The sequence below is a fragment of the Terriglobales bacterium genome (genome assembly GCA_035454605.1).
Lineage (GTDB): Bacteria > Acidobacteriota > Terriglobia > Terriglobales > Acidobacteriaceae > DATMAB01.
This window is the reverse complement of the sequence record DATIGQ010000113.1, coordinates 1-17331: the sequence shown is the minus strand read 5'-3', so window position 1 is coordinate 17331 and position 17331 is coordinate 1. Positions and strand designations below refer to the sequence as shown.

13 protein-coding genes are annotated in these 17331 nt (G+C 65.1%); 5 read left to right on the top strand and 8 right to left on the bottom strand.

The features are described from left to right. Positions 1-152: 152 nt before the first annotated feature. From VLE48_07885 to VLE48_07865, 5 genes are all read right to left on the bottom strand, one after another. A complete protein-coding gene (locus VLE48_07885) occupies positions 153-1433 on the bottom strand; it encodes a carboxypeptidase-like regulatory domain-containing protein (GenBank protein HSA92915.1) in 1281 nt (426 codons plus the stop codon). Positions 1434-1446: 13 nt separating this feature from the next. Further along, entirely contained in the window at positions 1447-1737 is a 291-nt protein-coding gene (locus VLE48_07880) for a hypothetical protein (protein HSA92914.1), read from the bottom strand. Beyond that, positions 1734-2225 (bottom strand): cytochrome c-type biogenesis protein CcmH, encoded by a 492-nt coding sequence (locus tag VLE48_07875; GenBank protein HSA92913.1) that lies wholly within the window; start codon positions 2223-2225, stop codon positions 1734-1736. Before VLE48_07875 ends, VLE48_07880 begins: the two co-directional genes overlap by 4 nt. After that, positions 2225-4264, bottom strand: a complete 2040-nt coding sequence (locus VLE48_07870) for a heme lyase CcmF/NrfE family subunit (protein HSA92912.1) — start codon at positions 4262-4264, stop codon at positions 2225-2227. The genes VLE48_07875 and VLE48_07870 overlap by 1 nt, the downstream gene beginning before the upstream one ends. A 139-nt stretch (positions 4265-4403) precedes the next feature. Continuing rightward, a complete protein-coding gene (locus VLE48_07865; protein HSA92911.1) occupies positions 4404-4640 on the bottom strand; it encodes a DUF2934 domain-containing protein in 237 nt (78 codons plus the stop codon). 320 nt (positions 4641-4960) lie between these two features. Between VLE48_07865 and VLE48_07860 the strand changes: the two genes are divergently transcribed. The 5 genes from VLE48_07860 to VLE48_07840 all read left to right on the top strand — a co-directional run bounded on the left by VLE48_07860 (position 4961) and on the right by VLE48_07840 (position 11931). Then, positions 4961-7051: a TonB-dependent receptor gene (locus VLE48_07860; GenBank protein HSA92910.1), complete on the top strand. Its 2091-nt coding sequence runs from the start codon at positions 4961-4963 to the stop codon at positions 7049-7051. Positions 7052-7068: 17 nt separating this feature from the next. Then, positions 7069-7629, top strand: a complete 561-nt coding sequence (locus VLE48_07855) for a YfiR family protein (GenBank protein HSA92909.1) — start codon at positions 7069-7071, stop codon at positions 7627-7629. Between the two features lie 4 nt (positions 7630-7633). Continuing rightward, positions 7634-9142 (top strand): ATP-binding protein, encoded by a 1509-nt coding sequence (locus VLE48_07850; GenBank protein ID HSA92908.1) that lies wholly within the window; start codon positions 7634-7636, stop codon positions 9140-9142. Next, on the top strand, positions 9124-9564 hold the full coding sequence (locus VLE48_07845; GenBank protein HSA92907.1) for a response regulator: 441 nt from the start codon (positions 9124-9126) through the stop codon (positions 9562-9564). Before VLE48_07850 ends, VLE48_07845 begins: the two co-directional genes overlap by 19 nt. Before the next feature lie 336 nt (positions 9565-9900). Further along, positions 9901-11931 carry a PAS domain S-box protein gene (locus VLE48_07840; protein HSA92906.1) on the top strand — a complete coding sequence of 677 codons (2031 nt, stop codon included), beginning with the start codon at positions 9901-9903 and terminating at the stop codon, positions 11929-11931. Here VLE48_07840 and VLE48_07835 read toward each other — a convergent pair. The 3 genes from VLE48_07835 to VLE48_07825 all read right to left on the bottom strand — a co-directional run. Next, a complete protein-coding gene (locus VLE48_07835; protein ID HSA92905.1) occupies positions 11925-15242 on the bottom strand; it encodes an error-prone DNA polymerase in 3318 nt (1105 codons plus the stop codon). The genes VLE48_07840 and VLE48_07835 overlap by 7 nt on opposite strands. A gap of 73 nt (positions 15243-15315) precedes the next feature. Further along, positions 15316-16857: a DNA polymerase Y family protein gene (locus tag VLE48_07830; GenBank protein ID HSA92904.1), complete on the bottom strand. Its 1542-nt coding sequence runs from the start codon at positions 16855-16857 to the stop codon at positions 15316-15318. Between the two features lie 278 nt (positions 16858-17135). After that, positions 17136-17331 (bottom strand): hypothetical protein (locus tag VLE48_07825; protein ID HSA92903.1); only part of this gene is annotated, 196 nt, incomplete at its 5' end.

The following is a 17331-nucleotide window of genomic DNA, read 5'->3' as shown; positions in this document are numbered from 1 at the left end:
ATTCTCTTGTGCCTCAGTCTACAGGCATTAGATGAAAGCGGATGTTCCCGGGGTGCACGACCGGAAGCCTCCGGTGGTAAGGGTCACGGAAAAAGCGTAGAGCAGACTCCACCGACATGGTACGGACTCAACGCTGGAAAGGTTCGACTTCGCTAACCGGCCTTCTTGGTACGGCTTACGGCGCGGGCCAGAGTGAGGTCGAGGGCCGCCTTGGCTTTTTCATACTCTTCGGGAGAGATGCGTCCCTGCTGGCGGTCCAGTTCCAGCGAGAACAGTTCTTCTTTGAGAGCGTTGAGCAGCAGGGAAGAACGGTCGGCCGTCGATGGCGCGGCGGGCGAGACACCCGCAACCACCGGCCGAGCGACGGAAACAGTAGCGCCGCCGGCGGCAGCGGGCGCGGGACGCGGGCGCCGCATGATCTGGAAAGCGCCGAAGGCGAGCAGCAACGCGAAGCCGCCCAGGATCCACCAGCGGTACTGGCGCAGCGGGTCGGGAGCTTCCGAAGGCGGGCCGAGGCCGCCACCCGGACCGCGGCCCTGAGCGGAGCCTCCGCTGGCAGCGGCTGCCGCCGCCGAGCCTCCCGCGGTGGAACCAATCTCCGGCATCGTGCCGGTGCCGGCAATGCGATACGCCGGTTCGCCACCGGGTGCGACCGTGGTGGCCACGTGGATGAGAGCGCCCTGGTCTTCCATATTCTGTTGGAAGCCGGCGGACCCGGGGGCGGGCGTGAACTGCATGGAGGCCGGGTGCATGACCACCAGGTGCTCGACCGGCAGCGTGAGCCGCGGCTTGATGTCGAGTTGCCCGCTGTAAGGCAGCGTGTAAGAGAGCTGGAAGCGGGTCTCGCCCGGGCGGATGGGGAAGACGAAACCGTAGTGCCCCTTGTCGTCCATGGGCACGGGCGCGGAGTTCACCGGCAGGCCGCCCGGGCCGGCGGCCAGAGCGTTGTCGATCTGTGCGCCGGCGGGCAAGTAGACCTGCAGGGTACGCTTGTCCATCCAGGTGCGCGGGGGACTGGACTCATTCTTGATGCCGTAGACCTCAGTCACCTGCAGGCCGGAAGCGTCCGCCTGGTACCGCAGGACGTTCACGATGCCGCGGACACCCTCAACCTTGGCGGCCGCGTCAAAAATCTCAACCTCGACCGACTCCGTGCCCGGCGGCGCCTGGCGGAAGTAGTTCACGTCCTGGTGGTTCACACGCACCATGCGCGGCAGGTTGGCGTCGGCCACCGTGAAGGAGAAGCGGCCCTGGGCGTCAGACTTGGTCCGCGCTTCTTCCTCCATGCCCTGGTCCATGCGCAGGAGCACGACCTCGGCGCCGGGCTGGGCCTTGCCCGTAGTCGAGTTGCGGACGGTGCCGGTCAGTGTCTGGGCAAGGGCGGAGAGAGGGAGCAACACTAGGGTGAGAAGGGCAATTTGGCGAAGTCTCATAGGGATGAAAGATTCAGAATGCGGGAGCTCCTTGAGCCCGACTGCGTTCGATGTCATCGATCTCGGCGAGGATCTGAGCGGCTTCGGCTTCCAGAGTGTCGCGCATGGCGAAGTAGTCGCGCTCCGGGAACTTGCCCGCCTTGAACTCAAAGTTGAGGTCGCGCAGGTTGTCGTAGACGACGTCCTTGCGCTCCAGCAGGTACGCGAGGCGCGTCTTCTCCGGGGTGGCGAACTCGGGCTCGCGCACATAGAAGATGTAAACCAGCAGCAGCGCGGTGAGCAGGAGGCAAGCGGCGGCGATCATAGCTCCGTCTCCCTGCGGGCACGTTCGCGATAAGGATTGAGCGCGGGGGATGCAATCTCCGCCCCGGCCACAGCGCCGTGCAGGCGCCAGCGCTGCACCACCCAAACCACCAGCAGGGTGCCGACCAGGAAGGTAACCCCCGGCATGATCCAGGCGATCAGGTTGAAGCCCTTGGCTTCCGGCGCCGCCAGTACGGTCTCGCCATATTTCTGCACGAAGGCCTGGCGGACCAGATCGTCCGAGTCACCGCGGGTGAGCGCGGCCTGCAACTCCTTGGTCATGCGGTCGGAGGCCGAGCAGCCCACGTGGTTGCACTGCAGCAGGATCTGGCGGCAGCCGCAGGTGCACATCAGCGAATTGCCCAGTTGCTGGTAGCGCGCGGCAGTGTCGCCGGCGCCGAGGAATAGGATCGAGACCAGGGCGACGGCGAGAGCGTGAAAAGCGCGGCGCGTGTACCGTGACGCCCGCGTTGGCAACCGGAAACCCATCAGTCGCCGACCTCCACGGCTTCCGATTCCTTGGCCGTCTCCGCACGCGGCTCGGCTGCACGGGTTCTTGCGACGGCCGCGGCCGGCTGCAGGTTGGGCAGCATGGCGATCAGCGTCCCCAGGACGACGATTCCCACACCGATCCACACCCACATCACCAATGGGTTGAGGTGGGCCTTGATGATGGGCCGGTCGGTTTCCTCGTTCTTGCCGGCGTAGACCAGGTACAGGTCTTCCTTAAGGGTGGAGCGGTTGGCCACGATGGTTGCGGTCTGGTCGCTGGCCTTGTAGAAGCGGCGCTCCGGATACATGGTGGCGATGAAGCTGCCATTCTTGTAGACGTCGAGGATGGCCAGGTCGCGGAAGGCGTTGGCGTTGTCATCCTGCGTGTACGCGCGGCTCACCAGGGTGTAGGGACCGATGGTCATGGAGTCGCCGAAGCCCATTTCCTGCTCCACGTCGCGGTTAAAGGCCGCGCCCGCCAGGCCTACGAACAGGACCACCATGCCAAAGTGCACGATGTAGCCGCCGTAGCGGCGGGTATTGCGCCGCGTGAGCTGGACCATCGCCGCCATCAGGTTCTGGCCGGTGTGGCTGGAAATGACGCGCCCGCCGCGCACGAATTCGGTGGCGATCGTCAGGGTGACCAGCACAGCCAGCGCAATCGCCATGATCGAGTAGGCGACCGACGCGTCCTGCCAGGGCCGCATGCCGCTGAGAATCAGCGCGATCGCGGTCAGCGCGCCGAACAGGGCGGGGATGCCGAAGCTGCGCTTCAGGCTCTCCCACGAAGTGCGCCGCCAGGCCAGTAGCGGCCCGACGCCCGTCAGCAGCAGAAGGAACAAGCCGATGGGAATGTTGACGCGGTTGAAGAACGGCGGTCCCACCGTGATCTTGGTGCCCTGCACCCACTCCGAGAGGATGGGGAACAACGTCCCCCAGAGCACAGCGAAGCAAGCCACCAGCAGCACCAGGTTGTTGAACAGGAAGCTGGACTCACGCGAGAGCAGAGATTCCAGGCGGTTCTCGCTCTTGAGGTGGTCGCGGTTGCGCAGGAAAAAGAACAGGCACACGGAGAAGGTCAGCGCCAGGAAGACGACGAACCAGGTCCCGATGGAAGACTGCGCGAAGGCGTGCACCGAGCTGACCACGCCGCTGCGGGTGAGGAAAGTGCCCAGGATGGAGAGCAGGAAGGTGGAAAAGATGAGCCACATGTTCCACACCTTCAGCATGCCGCGTTTCTCCTGCATCATCACCGAGTGCAGGAACGCAGTACCGGTGAGCCAGGGCATGAGGGAAGCGTTCTCGACCGGGTCCCAACCCCAGTAGCCGCCCCAGCCCAGCACGGAGTAGGCCCAGTGCCCGCCCAGAAAGATGCCAATGGTGAGGAAGCACCAGGTCACCATCGTCCAGCGTCGCGTGATGTGGATCCACTTCTCGCCGGGATAGCGCATGATGAGCGCGCCCAGCGCGAATGCAAACGGGACGGTGAACCCCACGTAACCCAGGTAGAGCATGGGCGGGTGGATCACCATCTCGGGATACTGCAGCAGCGGATTCAGGCCGTTGCCGTCGGCGGGAATGTTGCCCTGCAGCAGCGCGAAGGGATGAGCGGCGAAGTTGACCAGCAGCAGGAAGAAGACCTCCACTCCCGCCAGAATGAGCGAGGCGTAGGCCACCAGCCGGGTATCCACACGATGGCGCACACGGACCAGCAAGCCGTATCCGGCCAGCAGCCAGGCCCAGAATAAGAGCGAGCCCTCCTGTCCGGACCAGAGCACAGCGAACTTGTAAGCGGAGCCGAGTTCCCGATTGCTGTGCCGGGCGATGTAGGAGTTGGAGAAATCGTTGACGAAGGCAGAGACCACCAGGGCGACACACGCGCCCGAAAGCGCGACGAAGAGGGCAATCCCGGCGCGGCGAGCCGTCTCACCCAGGCGCTCGGAAGCGCCAGGCAAAAGCGCCATCAGGCCGGCGCCGAAGCAATAGACGCTCAGGGCCAGCGAGAGCAGGAGCGCGTAGCTGCCAAACTCAGCCATATTCAGGAGGGGCGTCTAATTCTTTCAAACCGAAAGGACTTAGGCAAACCCCAACCGCCAAGAAGCCATGCTTACATAGGGACGGACGGCGGGATGTGACATACGTCACGCCTGCAGGAAAGGCGGAAGCGGCTCCTGCTCAGGCGGTACGGAGGTCGCGGCGGGCCAGAACCTCGGCTTCGGCGCGCAGCCAATCTTCAGTGTCGTGCCCATCCTCGTAGCCGCGCTCGACATAGAGCTCGTAGGCGCGCTCGCGAATCTCCTCCTCCAGCCCGTCGAGCACAGAGGGGGCGTGGTTGGGATCGGACTGGGCCGACTTGGGCGGCTTGGCCGCGCGGCCGGCGGAACCGATGCTCTTGCGCTTGATCGTGGCCATGGCGTTTTCACTCCTTGCCAGCGGAATCTGCTCGAGGCAGTGGAGTCACTCTCTAATCTAGCGCAAAAACTTGTGGAATTCACCGTGAGTCACGGACTTTTCACAATCGGCGCTCGGGGATCGATTGGGGCAAACAAAACGCAGTCTCGCGGAAGAACCGGTGGGTCAGACAACGCACCGCGAGGCATTCCCAAAAAGGCAGTGGTTCCAAATCGAATAATCGTGAGGGGTTAGGCTGCGGTAACGACACAACCTCCTCCCACGCTGTGGCTATCCTTAGCATTCAGCGTGGACTACCGCTCCCCGTAGCCGGCGGCGCTGTGTTCACGGTGAACTTCCAGCCTATGCCCGCCGACCCCAATCGCCGGATAGTCGCCAGGTTGCTGCTGGTTTCCCGGGCCGCAGCCCTCGTCGTGGCAGGGATTGGGGCGTTCGTGCTTGTGGGCTGGGTGGGAGTGGTCTCGGCTGCGGCGCAAAGTGCCCCGGCGGAGAAGGAGCCGCGGGACCTCACGGAACTGAGCGTCGAAGAGCTGGCCAACGTCGAGGTCAGCACCGCTGGCAAGAAGCCGCAGAAGCGTAGCGAAGTCGCCGCGGCGATTTACGTGATCACCCAGGAGGACATCCGGCGCTCGGGGGCCACCAGCATCCCCGAGGCACTGCGACTGGCACCGGGGGTGATCGTGGCGCGCGTCGACTCGAACAAGTGGGCCATAGGGACGCGGGGGTTCCCCAGCCGGCTGTCGCGCTCCTTGCTGGTGCTGATGGATGGCCGTAGCGTTTACACGCCGCTGTTTGCCGGGGTGTACTGGGAGGTGCAAGACACGCCCCTGGAAGACATTGAGCGCATCGAGGTAATTCGGGGGCCGGGGGGCACTCTGTGGGGCGCCAACGCGGTGAACGGGGTGGTGAACGTCATCACTCGTGAGGCAAGAGACACGCAGGGAATGCTGGTGAGTGCGGGGGCGGGCACGGTGGATCGCGGCTTCAGCAGCTTCCGTTATGGCGGACGCTGGGGAGAGAACAACGCCTATCGCGTCTACGGTAAGTTCTTCAACCGCGACCCGGGGTTTCATGCCGCCGGCAACAACTTTGACGACTGGCGGATGGGGCAGGCGGGCTTTCGCAGCGACTGGGAACTCAACCCGCGTGACCACTTCACGCTGCAGGGGGACGTGTACCGTGGGGAGAGTGGGCAGCGCGTCTCCTTCACGATCCTCTCGCCGCCTTCGGTCGCCACCGTGCAGCAGAACGCAGACCTGTCTGGAGGAAATGTGCTGGGGCGCTGGCGGCGCGCCCTGGGCAATGACAGCGAGGCCGCGTTGCAGTTCTACTACGATCGCACCGATCGGGATGAACCCACATTCCGCGAGATTCGCGACACTTTCGATCTCGACTTCCAGAACCGGCTGCGGCTCGGCCGGCACCACGACCTAAACTGGGGCGCGGGCTATCGTCTCAGTTCCGGGGAGTTCACCGGCGTCCCCACCATCGTCTTCCGGCCAGCGCGGCGCACCGACCACTTGTTCAGCGCCTTCCTCCAGGACGGGATTACGCTGATCGAGGATCGACTAACGCTGACCGTGGGCGCCAAGCTAGAGCACAACAGCTATAGCGCCTGGGAGCTACAACCTAGCGCACGCGTGTTGTGGAAGCCGGCCAGGCGGCACACGCTTTGGGCCGCGATCACGCGGGCGGTGCGCACGCCCTCCCGAGTGGAGCATGACCTGGAGAGCACCAGCCTGCTGGAGCCGGTGACGCCGACCTTCTCGCGCTTCCTTGGAGACAGGAACTTTGTTCCGGAAACCCTGCTCAGCCAGGCGCTTGGGTACCGTGTGCAGGCTACGGACCAGCTCTTTCTTGACCTCACCGGCTTCTACAACCGCTATTTCGACCTGTTGAGCATAGAGCCAGGCACACCGTTTTTCGAAGCAACGCCGCCCCCGCCGCATCTGGCAGTACCGGTTACCGTCCGCAACGGCATGGAGGGCAGGACATGGGGAGCCGAGGCGGCGCTAGACTGGCGGGCGACCGGCCGCTGGCGTTTCAAGGCGGCCTACTCCTTCTTGAGAGTCAACCTGAGCCGCAAGCCCGGCAGCCTCGACGTAGGAACAGAGAAATCCACGGAAGGCTCCAGCCCGCGCCACCAGTTCTCGCTGAGTTCGTTCGCCAACCTGACTCGCAATATCGATCTGGATGTGACCCTTCGCTACGTGGCTGAGCTGGTCAGCCAGGGGGTCCCCCAATATGCGACCGCGGACGCTCGCCTAGGGTGGCGTCCGAGGCCGCCGTGGGAGATCGCAGTAGTGGGGCAGAACCTATTTGCGGGGCACCATTTGGAGTTCGGAGGCGGCAACGCTGGTCGGACCGAGATTCGCCGTGGAGTTTACCTCCAGCTGTCATGGAGGCATTGAGCACCGGCATGTCATGCATGAGCAAGCTTAACCGCAGGCTGTGGCCGGGGGGCCTGTGCGTGGTGGTGTGGGCCTGCCTGAACGCCCCGGCGCAGAACCCCGCACCCACCGAGTACCAGGTGAAGGCGGCGTTTCTTTACAACTTCGGCAGGTTTGTGGAGTGGCCGGCGCGCGCCCGGCCTCCCGCTAACTTGACGATTTGCGTGCTGGGAGATGATCCCTTCGGCCCGGTCCTGGACGGGCTGATCGAAGGGAAGTCAATCCAGGGCAGGAAGCTGGTGGCGCGCCGACCGGAGCGTGTCGAGGACGCGGGCGACTGCCACATTCTGTTCATCAGCTCGTCTGAGAACGGCCGGCTGGCCCAAATCCTGGCGGCGCTACGCGGCCGTAGCGTGCTGACTGTGGGTGAAGCGGAGCGCTTCGCTCACCGCGGGGGCATGATCAACTTCCGGCTGGAAGGAAGCAAGGTGCGTTTCGAAATCAATCTGGATGCGACCGAGCAGGAGGGGCTCACGGTGAGCTCCCAGCTGCTCAAGTTGGCCACGATCATCCGCGAACACCAGCAGCCCCGGGGGTGAAACGATGATTCGTGTCCGCGACTACTCGATCAGGAAGAAGCTCACTTGGATGAGCATGCTGACCAGCGGGACGGCACTGGTACTCGCCTCCACGGCGTTTCTGGCCTACGAATGGACGGCCTTCCGGAAAGAGATCCTGGCACGGGTATCCACGCAGGCGCAGATCGTCGGCTCCAACAGCGCCGCCGCGCTGCTGTTCAGGGACCCGCGCTCGGCCGAGCAAACGCTGGCTGCTCTCAAGGCCGAGCCAGAAATCCGTGCCGCCGCGATCTACACCCGCGAAGGCCGGCTGTTTGCCTTCTACGGCCGCCAGGGCAGGGACCCTGAGTCTTCCCTGCCGGGGGAGTTGGGCCTGCGGGCCGACCGGCACTCCTTCGAAGGCGGCAGACTGGTCCTGTTCCGCCAGATCGTGGAACAGGGCGAGGTGCTGGGCACGGTGTTCATCCAGTCCGACCTGCAAGGCATGGACCAGCGAGTAAAACGCTATTCCGCCATCCTGTTGCTGGTGTTAGGAGTCTCGTTTCTCGCCGCCTTGTTCATCTCTTCACGGCTGCAACCGCTGATCGCTCGCCCTATGCTGCAGCTGGCCGAGACCGCCCGGGTCGTCTCCCAGGGAAGGAACTATTCCGTGCGTGCCCAGCCAGGCAACCGCGACGAGGTGGGACTGCTGATCGAGACCTTCAACCAGATGCTGGCGCAGATCGAGGAGCGGGACGCGGAACTGCAAGAAGCGCGTGCGGAGTTGGAGAACCGGGTGGTCGAGCGCACCGCGGAACTGGCAGCCAGCAACCGCGAGTTGGAGTCCTTCAGTTATTCCGTCGCCCATGACTTGCGCGCGCCCCTGCGCCACATCGATGGCTTCGCCCGCATTCTGCAGGAAGGTTGGGCTTCGGGCCTGGAACCGGAAGCACGGCGGTGCCTGGAGCGTATTGGAGAAGCGAGCCGGCACATGGGCCACCTGATCGACGACCTGCTGAACCTGTCGCGCGTGGGACGCCGCGAGCTGAACCGCCAGGTTACCAGCCTGAAGAATCTCGCGGGCGAGGCCGTGGCCGAACTGCGCACGCAAACCGACGACCGGGACGTGGAGTGGCGGATCGCAGACCTTCCTTTTGCAGACTGTGACCCCAACCTGATGAAGCAGGTGTTCGCCAACTTGCTCTCCAATTCCCTTAAGTACACGCGGCCCCGGGCCCGGGCGGTGATTGAAGTAGGCCAGAAGCAAGATGGGGACGAGACAGTGCTGTTCGTTCGCGACAACGGTGTGGGCTTCAACATGAAGTTTGCCGACAAGCTGTTCGGAGTCTTCCAGCGCCTGCACCGGCAGGAGGACTTCGAGGGCACAGGCGTAGGACTGGCCACGGTCCGGCGCATCCTGGACAAGCACGGCGGCCGCATTTGGGCGGAAGCGGAAGTGGACCGCGGCGCCACCTTTTATTTCACCGCGGGACCGACCGGCGAAGCCGCGTCCCGTCCGCTCAGCGAGGAGGCTGTATGCGAGGACACGAGGTAGAAATCCTGCTGGTGGAAGACAACCCGGCGGACGTGGAGCTGACGCTGCATGCGCTGCGGCATCACAAGCTGGTCAACTCGATCGAGGTGGCGCGCGACGGCGAAGAAGCGCTGGAGTTTCTCTTTGGCCGCGCGGATTCCGGGCGGGCGGCCGGGCCCCGGCCACGCCTGGTCCTGCTGGACCTGAAGCTGCCCAAGGTGGACGGCCTCGAAGTCCTGCGCCGGCTTAAGGCCGATCCGGAACGCCGGTCCATCCCCGTGGTCGTGCTGACCTCGTCACGCGAGGAGCGCGACCTGGTGGAGAGCTATCAGCTCGGCGTCAACAGCTACATCCAGAAGCCGGTGGACTTTGACCAGTTTCGCGAGATCGTGCGCCAGGCCGGACTCTACTGGCTGATCGTGAACCAGACGCCGGCGGCCTAGCGGGCAACGTATGGAAGTGCAGGCCAAAGTCGATTCCTCCGCGGACGAAAGGGCGCCGGGTCAGGGTCCGCTCCGCGTCCTGATGGTGGAAGACAACCTGCTGGATGCGGAACTGTCGCTGCGGGAACTGCGGCGCGCCGGTTTTGACGTCATCAGTGAAGTGGTGCAAACCGAAGAGTCCTTCCGGGAAGCCCTGGCCGCCGCTCCCTTCGACATCGTGCTGGCCGACTATCGCTTGCCCAACTGGACGGGGATGGAAGCCCTTAAGGTGCTGCACGGCCTGGGCAAGGACATTCCCTTCATTCTGGTCACGGGAACGCTGGGCGATGAAAGGCGGTGGACTGCATCAAGGCCGGGGTGTGTGACTACGTCATCAAGGACCGCATGCGCCGCCTGCCGGTGGCGGTGCGCCGCGCCCTGCGCGAACGCGCCCTGCATGCCCAGCAGCAGCTTGCCGAAGCCGCCCTGCGCGAGAGCGAAGAACGATACCGGCGTCTGGTGGAAGCTTCGCCGGATGCCATCCTGGTGCAGCGGGGAGGCAAGGTGGCGTTCATCAACCGGGCGGGAGTGAAGCTGCTGGGCGCCGAATCGCCGCTGTCGTTGCTGGGCAAGCCGGTGCTGGAGCTGATCCATCCCGAGTTCCACGAAGCCGTGTGCCTGCGCATGCGCATGTCCGAAGAGTGGAAGGCTTCCGTGCAGGCCATGGAGGAGCGATTCATCGCCCTGGATGGCAGCGAGGTGGAGGTGGAAGTGATCGCCATCCCCACGAGCTGGGAGAACCAGACGGCGGTGCAGGTGGTGGCGCGCGATATCCGCGAGCGCAAGCGCGCCGAAGAAGAGCTGCGCCAGAGCCACAGGCTGACGGAGGCCGTCATCGAAGGAACCAGCGACGTGGTGTTCGTAAAGGACGTCGAAGGCCGCTACCTCCTGATCAACACCGCATGCGCGCAGGCGCTGGGCCACCGCCGGGAGGAGATCATCGGCCGCACCGATGCCGACCTGCTCGATGGGGCCACGGCTCGCAACTTCCGCGAAGGGGACCTTCGGGCCCTACGCTCGGGCGTCGCGCTGACATCCGAAGAACACGAGGGTGGCAGCAACGGGCGCATTTTTTCCGCCACCAAGGCGCCGTACCGCGACGGCCAAGGCAGGGTGATCGGGGTGATCGGCATTTCCCGCGACGTCACCGAGCAGCGGGCCACCGAACAGCAGCTTCGCCAGGTGCTGAAGATGGAGGCGGTGGGACAACTCGCCGGAGGAGTGGCCCACGACTTCAACAATCTGCTGATGGTGATTCGCGGCTACGCCGAATTGATCCTGGGCCGTATGGGAAAGAATGATCCGCTGCACCGTCACGCCTCCAACGTGATGAAAGCCACCGACCGCGCTCGCGAACTGGTCCGCCAGTTGCTGGCGTTCAGCCGTAAGCAGGTCCTGGTGCCCAGGGTGCTCGATCTCAACCAGGTCATCTCGGAGATGGAACCCATGCTGAGGACCGCCCTCGGCGACGACATTACCTTGAACACCCTGGCGGGACAGCAACTCGGCCGGGTCAAAGTGGATCCCACGCAGATCGAGCAGGTGGTGCTCAATCTGGCGTTGAACGCCCGCGACGCCATGCCCGAGGGCGGCTGCCTGACCTTGGAAACCGCGAACGTCGACCTCGACGAGGCCTACGCGCGCCACCACGTTCCCACCGTACCGGGGCCTTGTGTGGTGCTGGCGGTGAGCGACACCGGCCACGGCATCGATGCGGAAACCCGCGCGCGCATCTTCGAGCCCTTTTTCACCACCAAAGAGCAGGGCAAGGGGACGGGCCTTGGCCTGGCCACCGTCTACGGCATCGTAAAGCAGAGCGGAGGCTACATATGGGTCTATAGCGAGCCCGGGCAAGGCACCATCTTCAAGGTGTATCTGCCGAGGGTATTCGAAGAGGTAGAGGCCGAAGCGGCGGAAGAAGCAGAAGAGGCGCCGGAGCGCGCCACCGAGACGGTGCTGGTAGTGGAAGACGCGGAAAGTGTGCGCGAACTGGCACGCGAGTTCCTGGAACAACGCGGGTACCGCGTGTTGGAAGCTCAGGATGCAGCCGATGCCCTGCGTGTAGCCGAGGCCGAGCCGGGACCGATCCACGCGGTGGTGACCGACATGGTCATGCCGGGAATGAACGGGCGGGAACTGGCAGAGCGGCTCAGGCAGGCGCGACCCGGCCTGAGAGTGCTGTTCATGTCCGGTTATTCGGAACGCAGCATCTCCGCCCAGGGACTGCTCCACTCCGGCGCCGCGTATCTGGAGAAGCCGTTCAGCGGCGATGCGCTGGGACGCAAACTCCGGCAGGTGCTGCACGATCAGCCGTCTACGCTTCAGTGAAAGTCGTGTGAGCGGGTGGGAGCGCGGGTGACCGACAGCGGCTGCACACGCTCCGCCTTCACCGAGATCACATTGTCCTGATTCTGCAGCACGCCTTCGATCATCAGGAAGGATTCGCTCACCAGCAGAAGGCGGTGGCGGTCGAAGATGTCCGGCGTGACGATGGCGTTGGCGATCCCCGTCTCGTCTTCCAGACTCAGAAACAGGAAGCCGCGGGCCGTACCCGGGCGCTGGCGCGCGATGACACACCCGGCGATGCGCACCGGCCGGCCGGGCGGCGTGCGGGGAAGGTCCGCCGCACGGCGTACGCCCATCAGGTCCAGCACCTCGCGACGATAGGCCATGGGGTGTTTGCCGACCGTCAGCCCGGTACCCCGGAAGTCGGCGACCAGGCGCTCTTCGTGGCTCATGGGTGCGAGCGGCGAAGCGGGCTCGGCCTCGTGGATACCCTCCAGCAGAGGTCCGGAGCGGCGCACGGCCCGCTCCACCTGCCAGAGCGCGTCGCGACGATGAAAAACCAGTTTCGAGTTTCGAGTTTCAAGTTTCGAGTTGTCATGGTTTCTACTGGAAACAAGAAATGAGAAACCCGAAACTGCATTCAACGCTCCAATCTCCGCCAGCGTCACCAGCTCATCCCGGCGCAGTTCGGGGATGCGGGCGGCCAGTTCGTCCACGGAGCGAAACGGCGCCCGGGCGCGCTCGCGCAGCAGGGCTTCGGCGGCCTCGCGGCGCAGGCCTTTGACGTAGCGAAGGCCGAGACGGACGGCGTGTTCCGAGTTTCGAGTTTCAAGTTTCGAGTGCGGAATAAGGACGCGCGCCTTTCGCGCACTCCCTCGACAATCCGTAGGTTCCAACGTGCACAGCCAGTCCGAGCGCGTGACGTCGGCGGGCAGGACGCGCACGCCGTGCCGCTGCGCGTCTTTCACCAGCGTTGCCGGATGGTAGAAGCCCATGGGCTGGTTGTTGAGCAGCGCGGCCAGGAACGCGGCCGGGTAATGGCACTTGATCCAGGCGCTGGCGTAAGCCAGCAGCGCGAAGCTGGCCGCGTGCGATTCCGGGAAGCCGTAGAGCGCGAACGACGAAATGGACTGCACGATCTGCTCCTGGGCGGCGCCGGTGATGCCGTTGCGCTCCATGCCGCGGCGCAGCTTGATCTCGATCTCGCGCATGCGCGCCACCGAGCGCTTGAAGCCCAGCGCGCGCCGCAGCTCTTCCGCTTCCCCTCCGCTGAAACCGGCGGCGATCATGGCCATGCGCAGGAGTTGTTCCTGGAAGATGGGGACACCCAGCGTGCGTTCCAGCACCGGCTCGAGCGAAGAGTGCGGATACACGACCGGCTCGCGTCCCTGGCGGCGCTTGAGATACGGATGCACCATGCGGCCGACGATGGGCCCGGGGCGGATGATGGCCACTTCCACCACGATGTCGTAGAACTTTTTCGGGCGCAGGCGCGGCAGGCAGGACATCTGCGCGCGGCTCTCCACCTGGAACATGCCCACGGTGTCGGCCTGCTGCAGGGCGGCGTAGACAGCGGGATCGTCCGGCGGCAGGTGCGCCAGGTCCACTGCCTCGCCGTAGCCCTCGCGGATGAGGGTGAGAGCGTCGCCGAGCGCGGCCATCATCCCCAGGCCGAGCAGGTCCACCTTAATGATGCCCAGGTCGGCGCAGTCTTCCTTGTCCCATTGCACCACCACGCGGCCGGGCATGGTGGCAGGCTCGAGCGGAACCACCGCGTCCAATTCGTCTTCGCAGATCACCATGCCGCCGGAGTGCTGTCCGAGGTGCCGCGGCAGGTCGAGCACGCCCTGAAAGAGTTGGAAGAACTTCTTCATGCGCGGATGCGCCAAGTCGATGCCGGCGTCGCGGAAGCGCCGCTCGGCGGTATCGGCTGGGTCCTTGTACTCCCAGGCGTCGGTGAGGCGGGCCAGGCGGTCGAGCGTGGGCGGGTCGAAGCCCAGCGCCTTGCCCACCTCGCGCGCCGCTGAGCGCCCACGATACGTAATGACGTTAGCCGTCATGGCGGCGCCGCGCTCGCCATAACGCCGGTAGAGATACTGGATGACGCGCTCGCGGGCGTCGCCGCTGGGCAGGTCGAGATCGATGTCCGGCCACTCGCCGCGCTCCTCGGAAAGGAAACGCTCGAACAGCAGCTCCATGCTTACAGGGTCCACGGCGGTGATGCCCAGCGAGTAGCACACGGCGCTGTTGGCGGCCGAGCCGCGCCCCTGCACCAGGATCCCCTGCTCGCGGCAGTAGCGGATCAGGTCCCAGACGATCAGGAAGTATCCGGCGAGGTCGAGCTTTTCGATCAGCGCGAGCTCGCGCTCGATCTGGCGGCGGGCGCGCGCGTGATACGGACGATAGCGCGTACGCGCACCCTCTTCCGTGCGGCCCCGCAGGAAGGAGTTCATGGTCTCCCCGGGCGGCACCGGGTAGCGCGGGAAGCGGTAGCCCAGGTCGTTGAGCGTGAACTCCAGGCGGGAGGAGAGTTCGCGGGTTGCGGCCACGGCTTCCGGGAAGTCGGCGAACAGGCGAGCCATTTCCTCTCCGGACTTCAGATGCCGCTCGGAGTTGCGCGCCAGCAGGCGGCCGGCAGTGGCGAGCGTGCGATGATGGCGGATCGAAGTGAGCACGTCCAACACTTCGCGCTGTTCCGGCTGCGCATAACCGACGCCGTTAGTGGCCAGCAGCGGCAGGCCCAGGCTGCGGGCAAGCTCCACCGCCGCCCGGTTGCGCGCTTCGCCGGCGCGGTCGAAGTGGCGCTGCAATTCCACGTACACGTTCGAGCGGCCATAGATGCCGAGCAGGCAGCCGAGCATGCGCCGGGCTTCCTCCATGCCGCCGCGCTCGAGCGCTGCCGCAAGCGGGCCCTCATCGCCACCGGTCAGGCAGATGAGCCCGGCGGCGTATTGGGCAAGGTCGTGCTCGGTGGCGGCTCCTTCGTTCTTCCTGGCGCGCAGCTTCACGCGCGTGATCAGCCGGCAGAGGTTCTGATAGCCGGTACGGGTGGCGGCCAGCAAGGGAAGACGGAACTGCAGAAGTTTCGAGTTTCGAGTTTCAAGTTTCGAAAAGCCAGGTTTTCTGGAAACTGGAAACTGGAAACCTGAAACTGTTACTTCGGCGCCGAGGTGCGCGCGGACGCCCGCTTTCTTCGCCGCCAGGTGGAAGCGGGGCGCGCCATAGACGCCGTCGCGATCGACCAGCGCCATGGCGGGCAGACCGAGCGCCGCGCAACGCTCGGCAAGCTCTTCGGGCAGGGAAGCGCCCTCGAGGAAGCTGAAGGCGGAGCGGGCGTGGAGCTCGATGTACATGGAATCAGTGAATCAATCCGTAAAAGGTGCGGCAGCTGTTCAATGATTCATTGACTCAATGATTCAATCTGCCTCAGTCGTACTCTCCCTCCACCGACCATCGCTCGCCTTCGCGCACCAGGCGGTAGAGCGCGATGCCCGAGCCGTTGCGTACCGCGACGTCCCACTCGTCGCGCGCCCACGCGGGCTCGCTCCACCAATCGCCGGAAGAACGCCACGGCCCCGCCAGCCAGAGCACATCTGCGCGGGTGCCGGAGGAGAAGATGCGCGCCGGACGCCCGCGCCGCATTTCGACCGTGGCGGTTCGCGGCGGACGGAACAGGCGGAGGGCCAGCAAAGGAAGATGGGGAATTGACGAATCGGGCTGCGCCGTTCCGTGACCGTCTTTCAATCCGGCAATCCGACGATTCGGCAATTCGGCAATTGGCTGGAACCGTTCCATACGAAACGCTTCCGGCCGGTGCGTGTCTTCGATCTCGGGCGAGCCGACGGATCCTGTGCCGGTGCGCGCGGCCAGGCGGGCCAGCACCAGCTCAAGTTTTTCCGGCTGGGGCGCCAGCGGCTGGAAGAGCCCGTTCTGCGCTACCTGCGGCTTCACCGGCTCGGCCGTCAACGCCACTTGGATGACCGGGGCCAGCGGCGGGTGTGCCGCCAGATCGAGCCGCCACAGCTTGAGGAAGAGGCCGGGATCGAGCATGGGAATGGGCAGGCGGAGCGTGCGTTCGTGGAGATGCCGGCCATCCGACAATTCGTCCATTCCCTCGAGTTCACAGCGCAAGCGCAACTCGTTGGTGGCCAGCGTGCGCGTCGCCAGGCGGGCGCAAAGCTGCTCCAGCAGCCGGCTCAGCACGAACGCCAGGGGCTCCAGCAGCGTCAATGGCGATTCCAGATCCAAGGTTTCCTCGAACCGCAACGCTGGCTCGGCAGGCACCAGCGGGCGCGACACCGCCCCGCGCGCCAGCTTCTGCAGATGCAGTCCCGGCTGGCCCAGGCGCTCCACCACGGAGACCTCCGGCAACGCGGCCAAGGCGCGCAACGTGCGTATGCCCCAACGTTCGAGCGTCTCCAGGATGTCGGGTGGCGGCGCCAGAACCTCCAGCGGCAATCCGCCCAATCGTTCGGCTTCCTGACCCTCGGAGATCACAGTCACGCCGGGGAATCCGCGCGCGGCATCGAGCGCGGCATCCGGATTGGCCGCCACGGCGACGCGCGCTCGAAGGCCAAGCTCACGGGCGCGTCCCGCCAACCGGTGTGCCAGGCTCGCGGGCGGCCCGAACAGGCGTTCCAAGCCGGAAATATCCAGCACCACCGCTTCCGCCGCCGTGGCCTCGACCCGCGGCGAGAAGCTGCAGGCGCAATCCAGCAAAGCCGCGCGGGCTGCTTCCTCCTGCTCCGGTGAACGGCGGCGGCATGCAAGTTCCGCGCAGCGCGCCCGAGCCTCGAGCTCGTTCATGCCGGCCGTGACGCCGGCGGCGCGCGCCTTCTCGTTCGCGGCTGTAACCGTGAATAACGGCGGCGCGCCTTCGAGCACCGCTGCCGGCCGGCTGCGCAACTCGGGCTCGCCGCGGGCAACGGCGGCGACGGGGAAGTCGGGAACGTAGAGGCAGGCGAACACGGCAATTGTCGAGTTGATGAATTTTCGGATTGTCGAATTGCCCGGACAGCCGGGGATGCTTCAATTCGTCAATTCGAAAATTCGACAATCTTCAATCGAACGCAGGGCATCGGGTTTCGCAACTGCCTCGCGATTGACGGATTGAGGAATTGACGAATTTCCTTGGAGTGGAATCCCCTTCCTGCCGGCAGTGGCTCTGTGGCACGGCTTCCAATCCGTGCCCCTGTCGGCAGGACGCACAGGCTCAATTCGTCAATCCTTCAATGCGTCAATCTTCTTCACGCGATCCTCCACTTCGCCTGCGCGCAAAACCTGGTGGCGGCGGGACGGGCCGGCCGGGCATGAATCCGCGAGCGCGCCACCTCGACCACGATTTCCAGCCCGTCCAGCAGGCGGGCATGGGAAGGCGCCGCCTCGGCTGCTTGCGGGATGCAGCGCGTGCCCACCATCCGCAGCACCAGCGAGGAGCAGCTT

Excerpts from the sequence above, each read along its gene's own strand:
- VLE48_07885 (HSA92915.1), bottom strand. The coding sequence starts at position 1,433 with ATGAGACTTCGCCAAATTGCCCTTCTCACCCTAGTGTTGCTCCCTCTC.
- VLE48_07880 (HSA92914.1), bottom strand. The coding sequence starts at position 1,737 with ATGATCGCCGCCGCTTGCCTCCTGCTCACCGCGCTGCTGCTGGTTTAC.
- VLE48_07875 (HSA92913.1), bottom strand. The coding sequence starts at position 2,225 with ATGGGTTTCCGGTTGCCAACGCGGGCGTCACGGTACACGCGCCGCGCT.
- VLE48_07870 (HSA92912.1), bottom strand. The coding sequence starts at position 4,264 with ATGGCTGAGTTTGGCAGCTACGCGCTCCTGCTCTCGCTGGCCCTGAGC.
- VLE48_07865 (HSA92911.1), bottom strand. The coding sequence starts at position 4,640 with ATGGCCACGATCAAGCGCAAGAGCATCGGTTCCGCCGGCCGCGCGGCC.
- VLE48_07855 (HSA92909.1), top strand. The coding sequence starts at position 7,069 with ATGAGCAAGCTTAACCGCAGGCTGTGGCCGGGGGGCCTGTGCGTGGTG.
- VLE48_07850 (HSA92908.1), top strand. The coding sequence starts at position 7,634 with ATGATTCGTGTCCGCGACTACTCGATCAGGAAGAAGCTCACTTGGATG.
- VLE48_07845 (HSA92907.1), top strand. The coding sequence starts at position 9,124 with ATGCGAGGACACGAGGTAGAAATCCTGCTGGTGGAAGACAACCCGGCG.
- VLE48_07835 (HSA92905.1), bottom strand. The coding sequence starts at position 15,242 with ATGTACATCGAGCTCCACGCCCGCTCCGCCTTCAGCTTCCTCGAGGGC.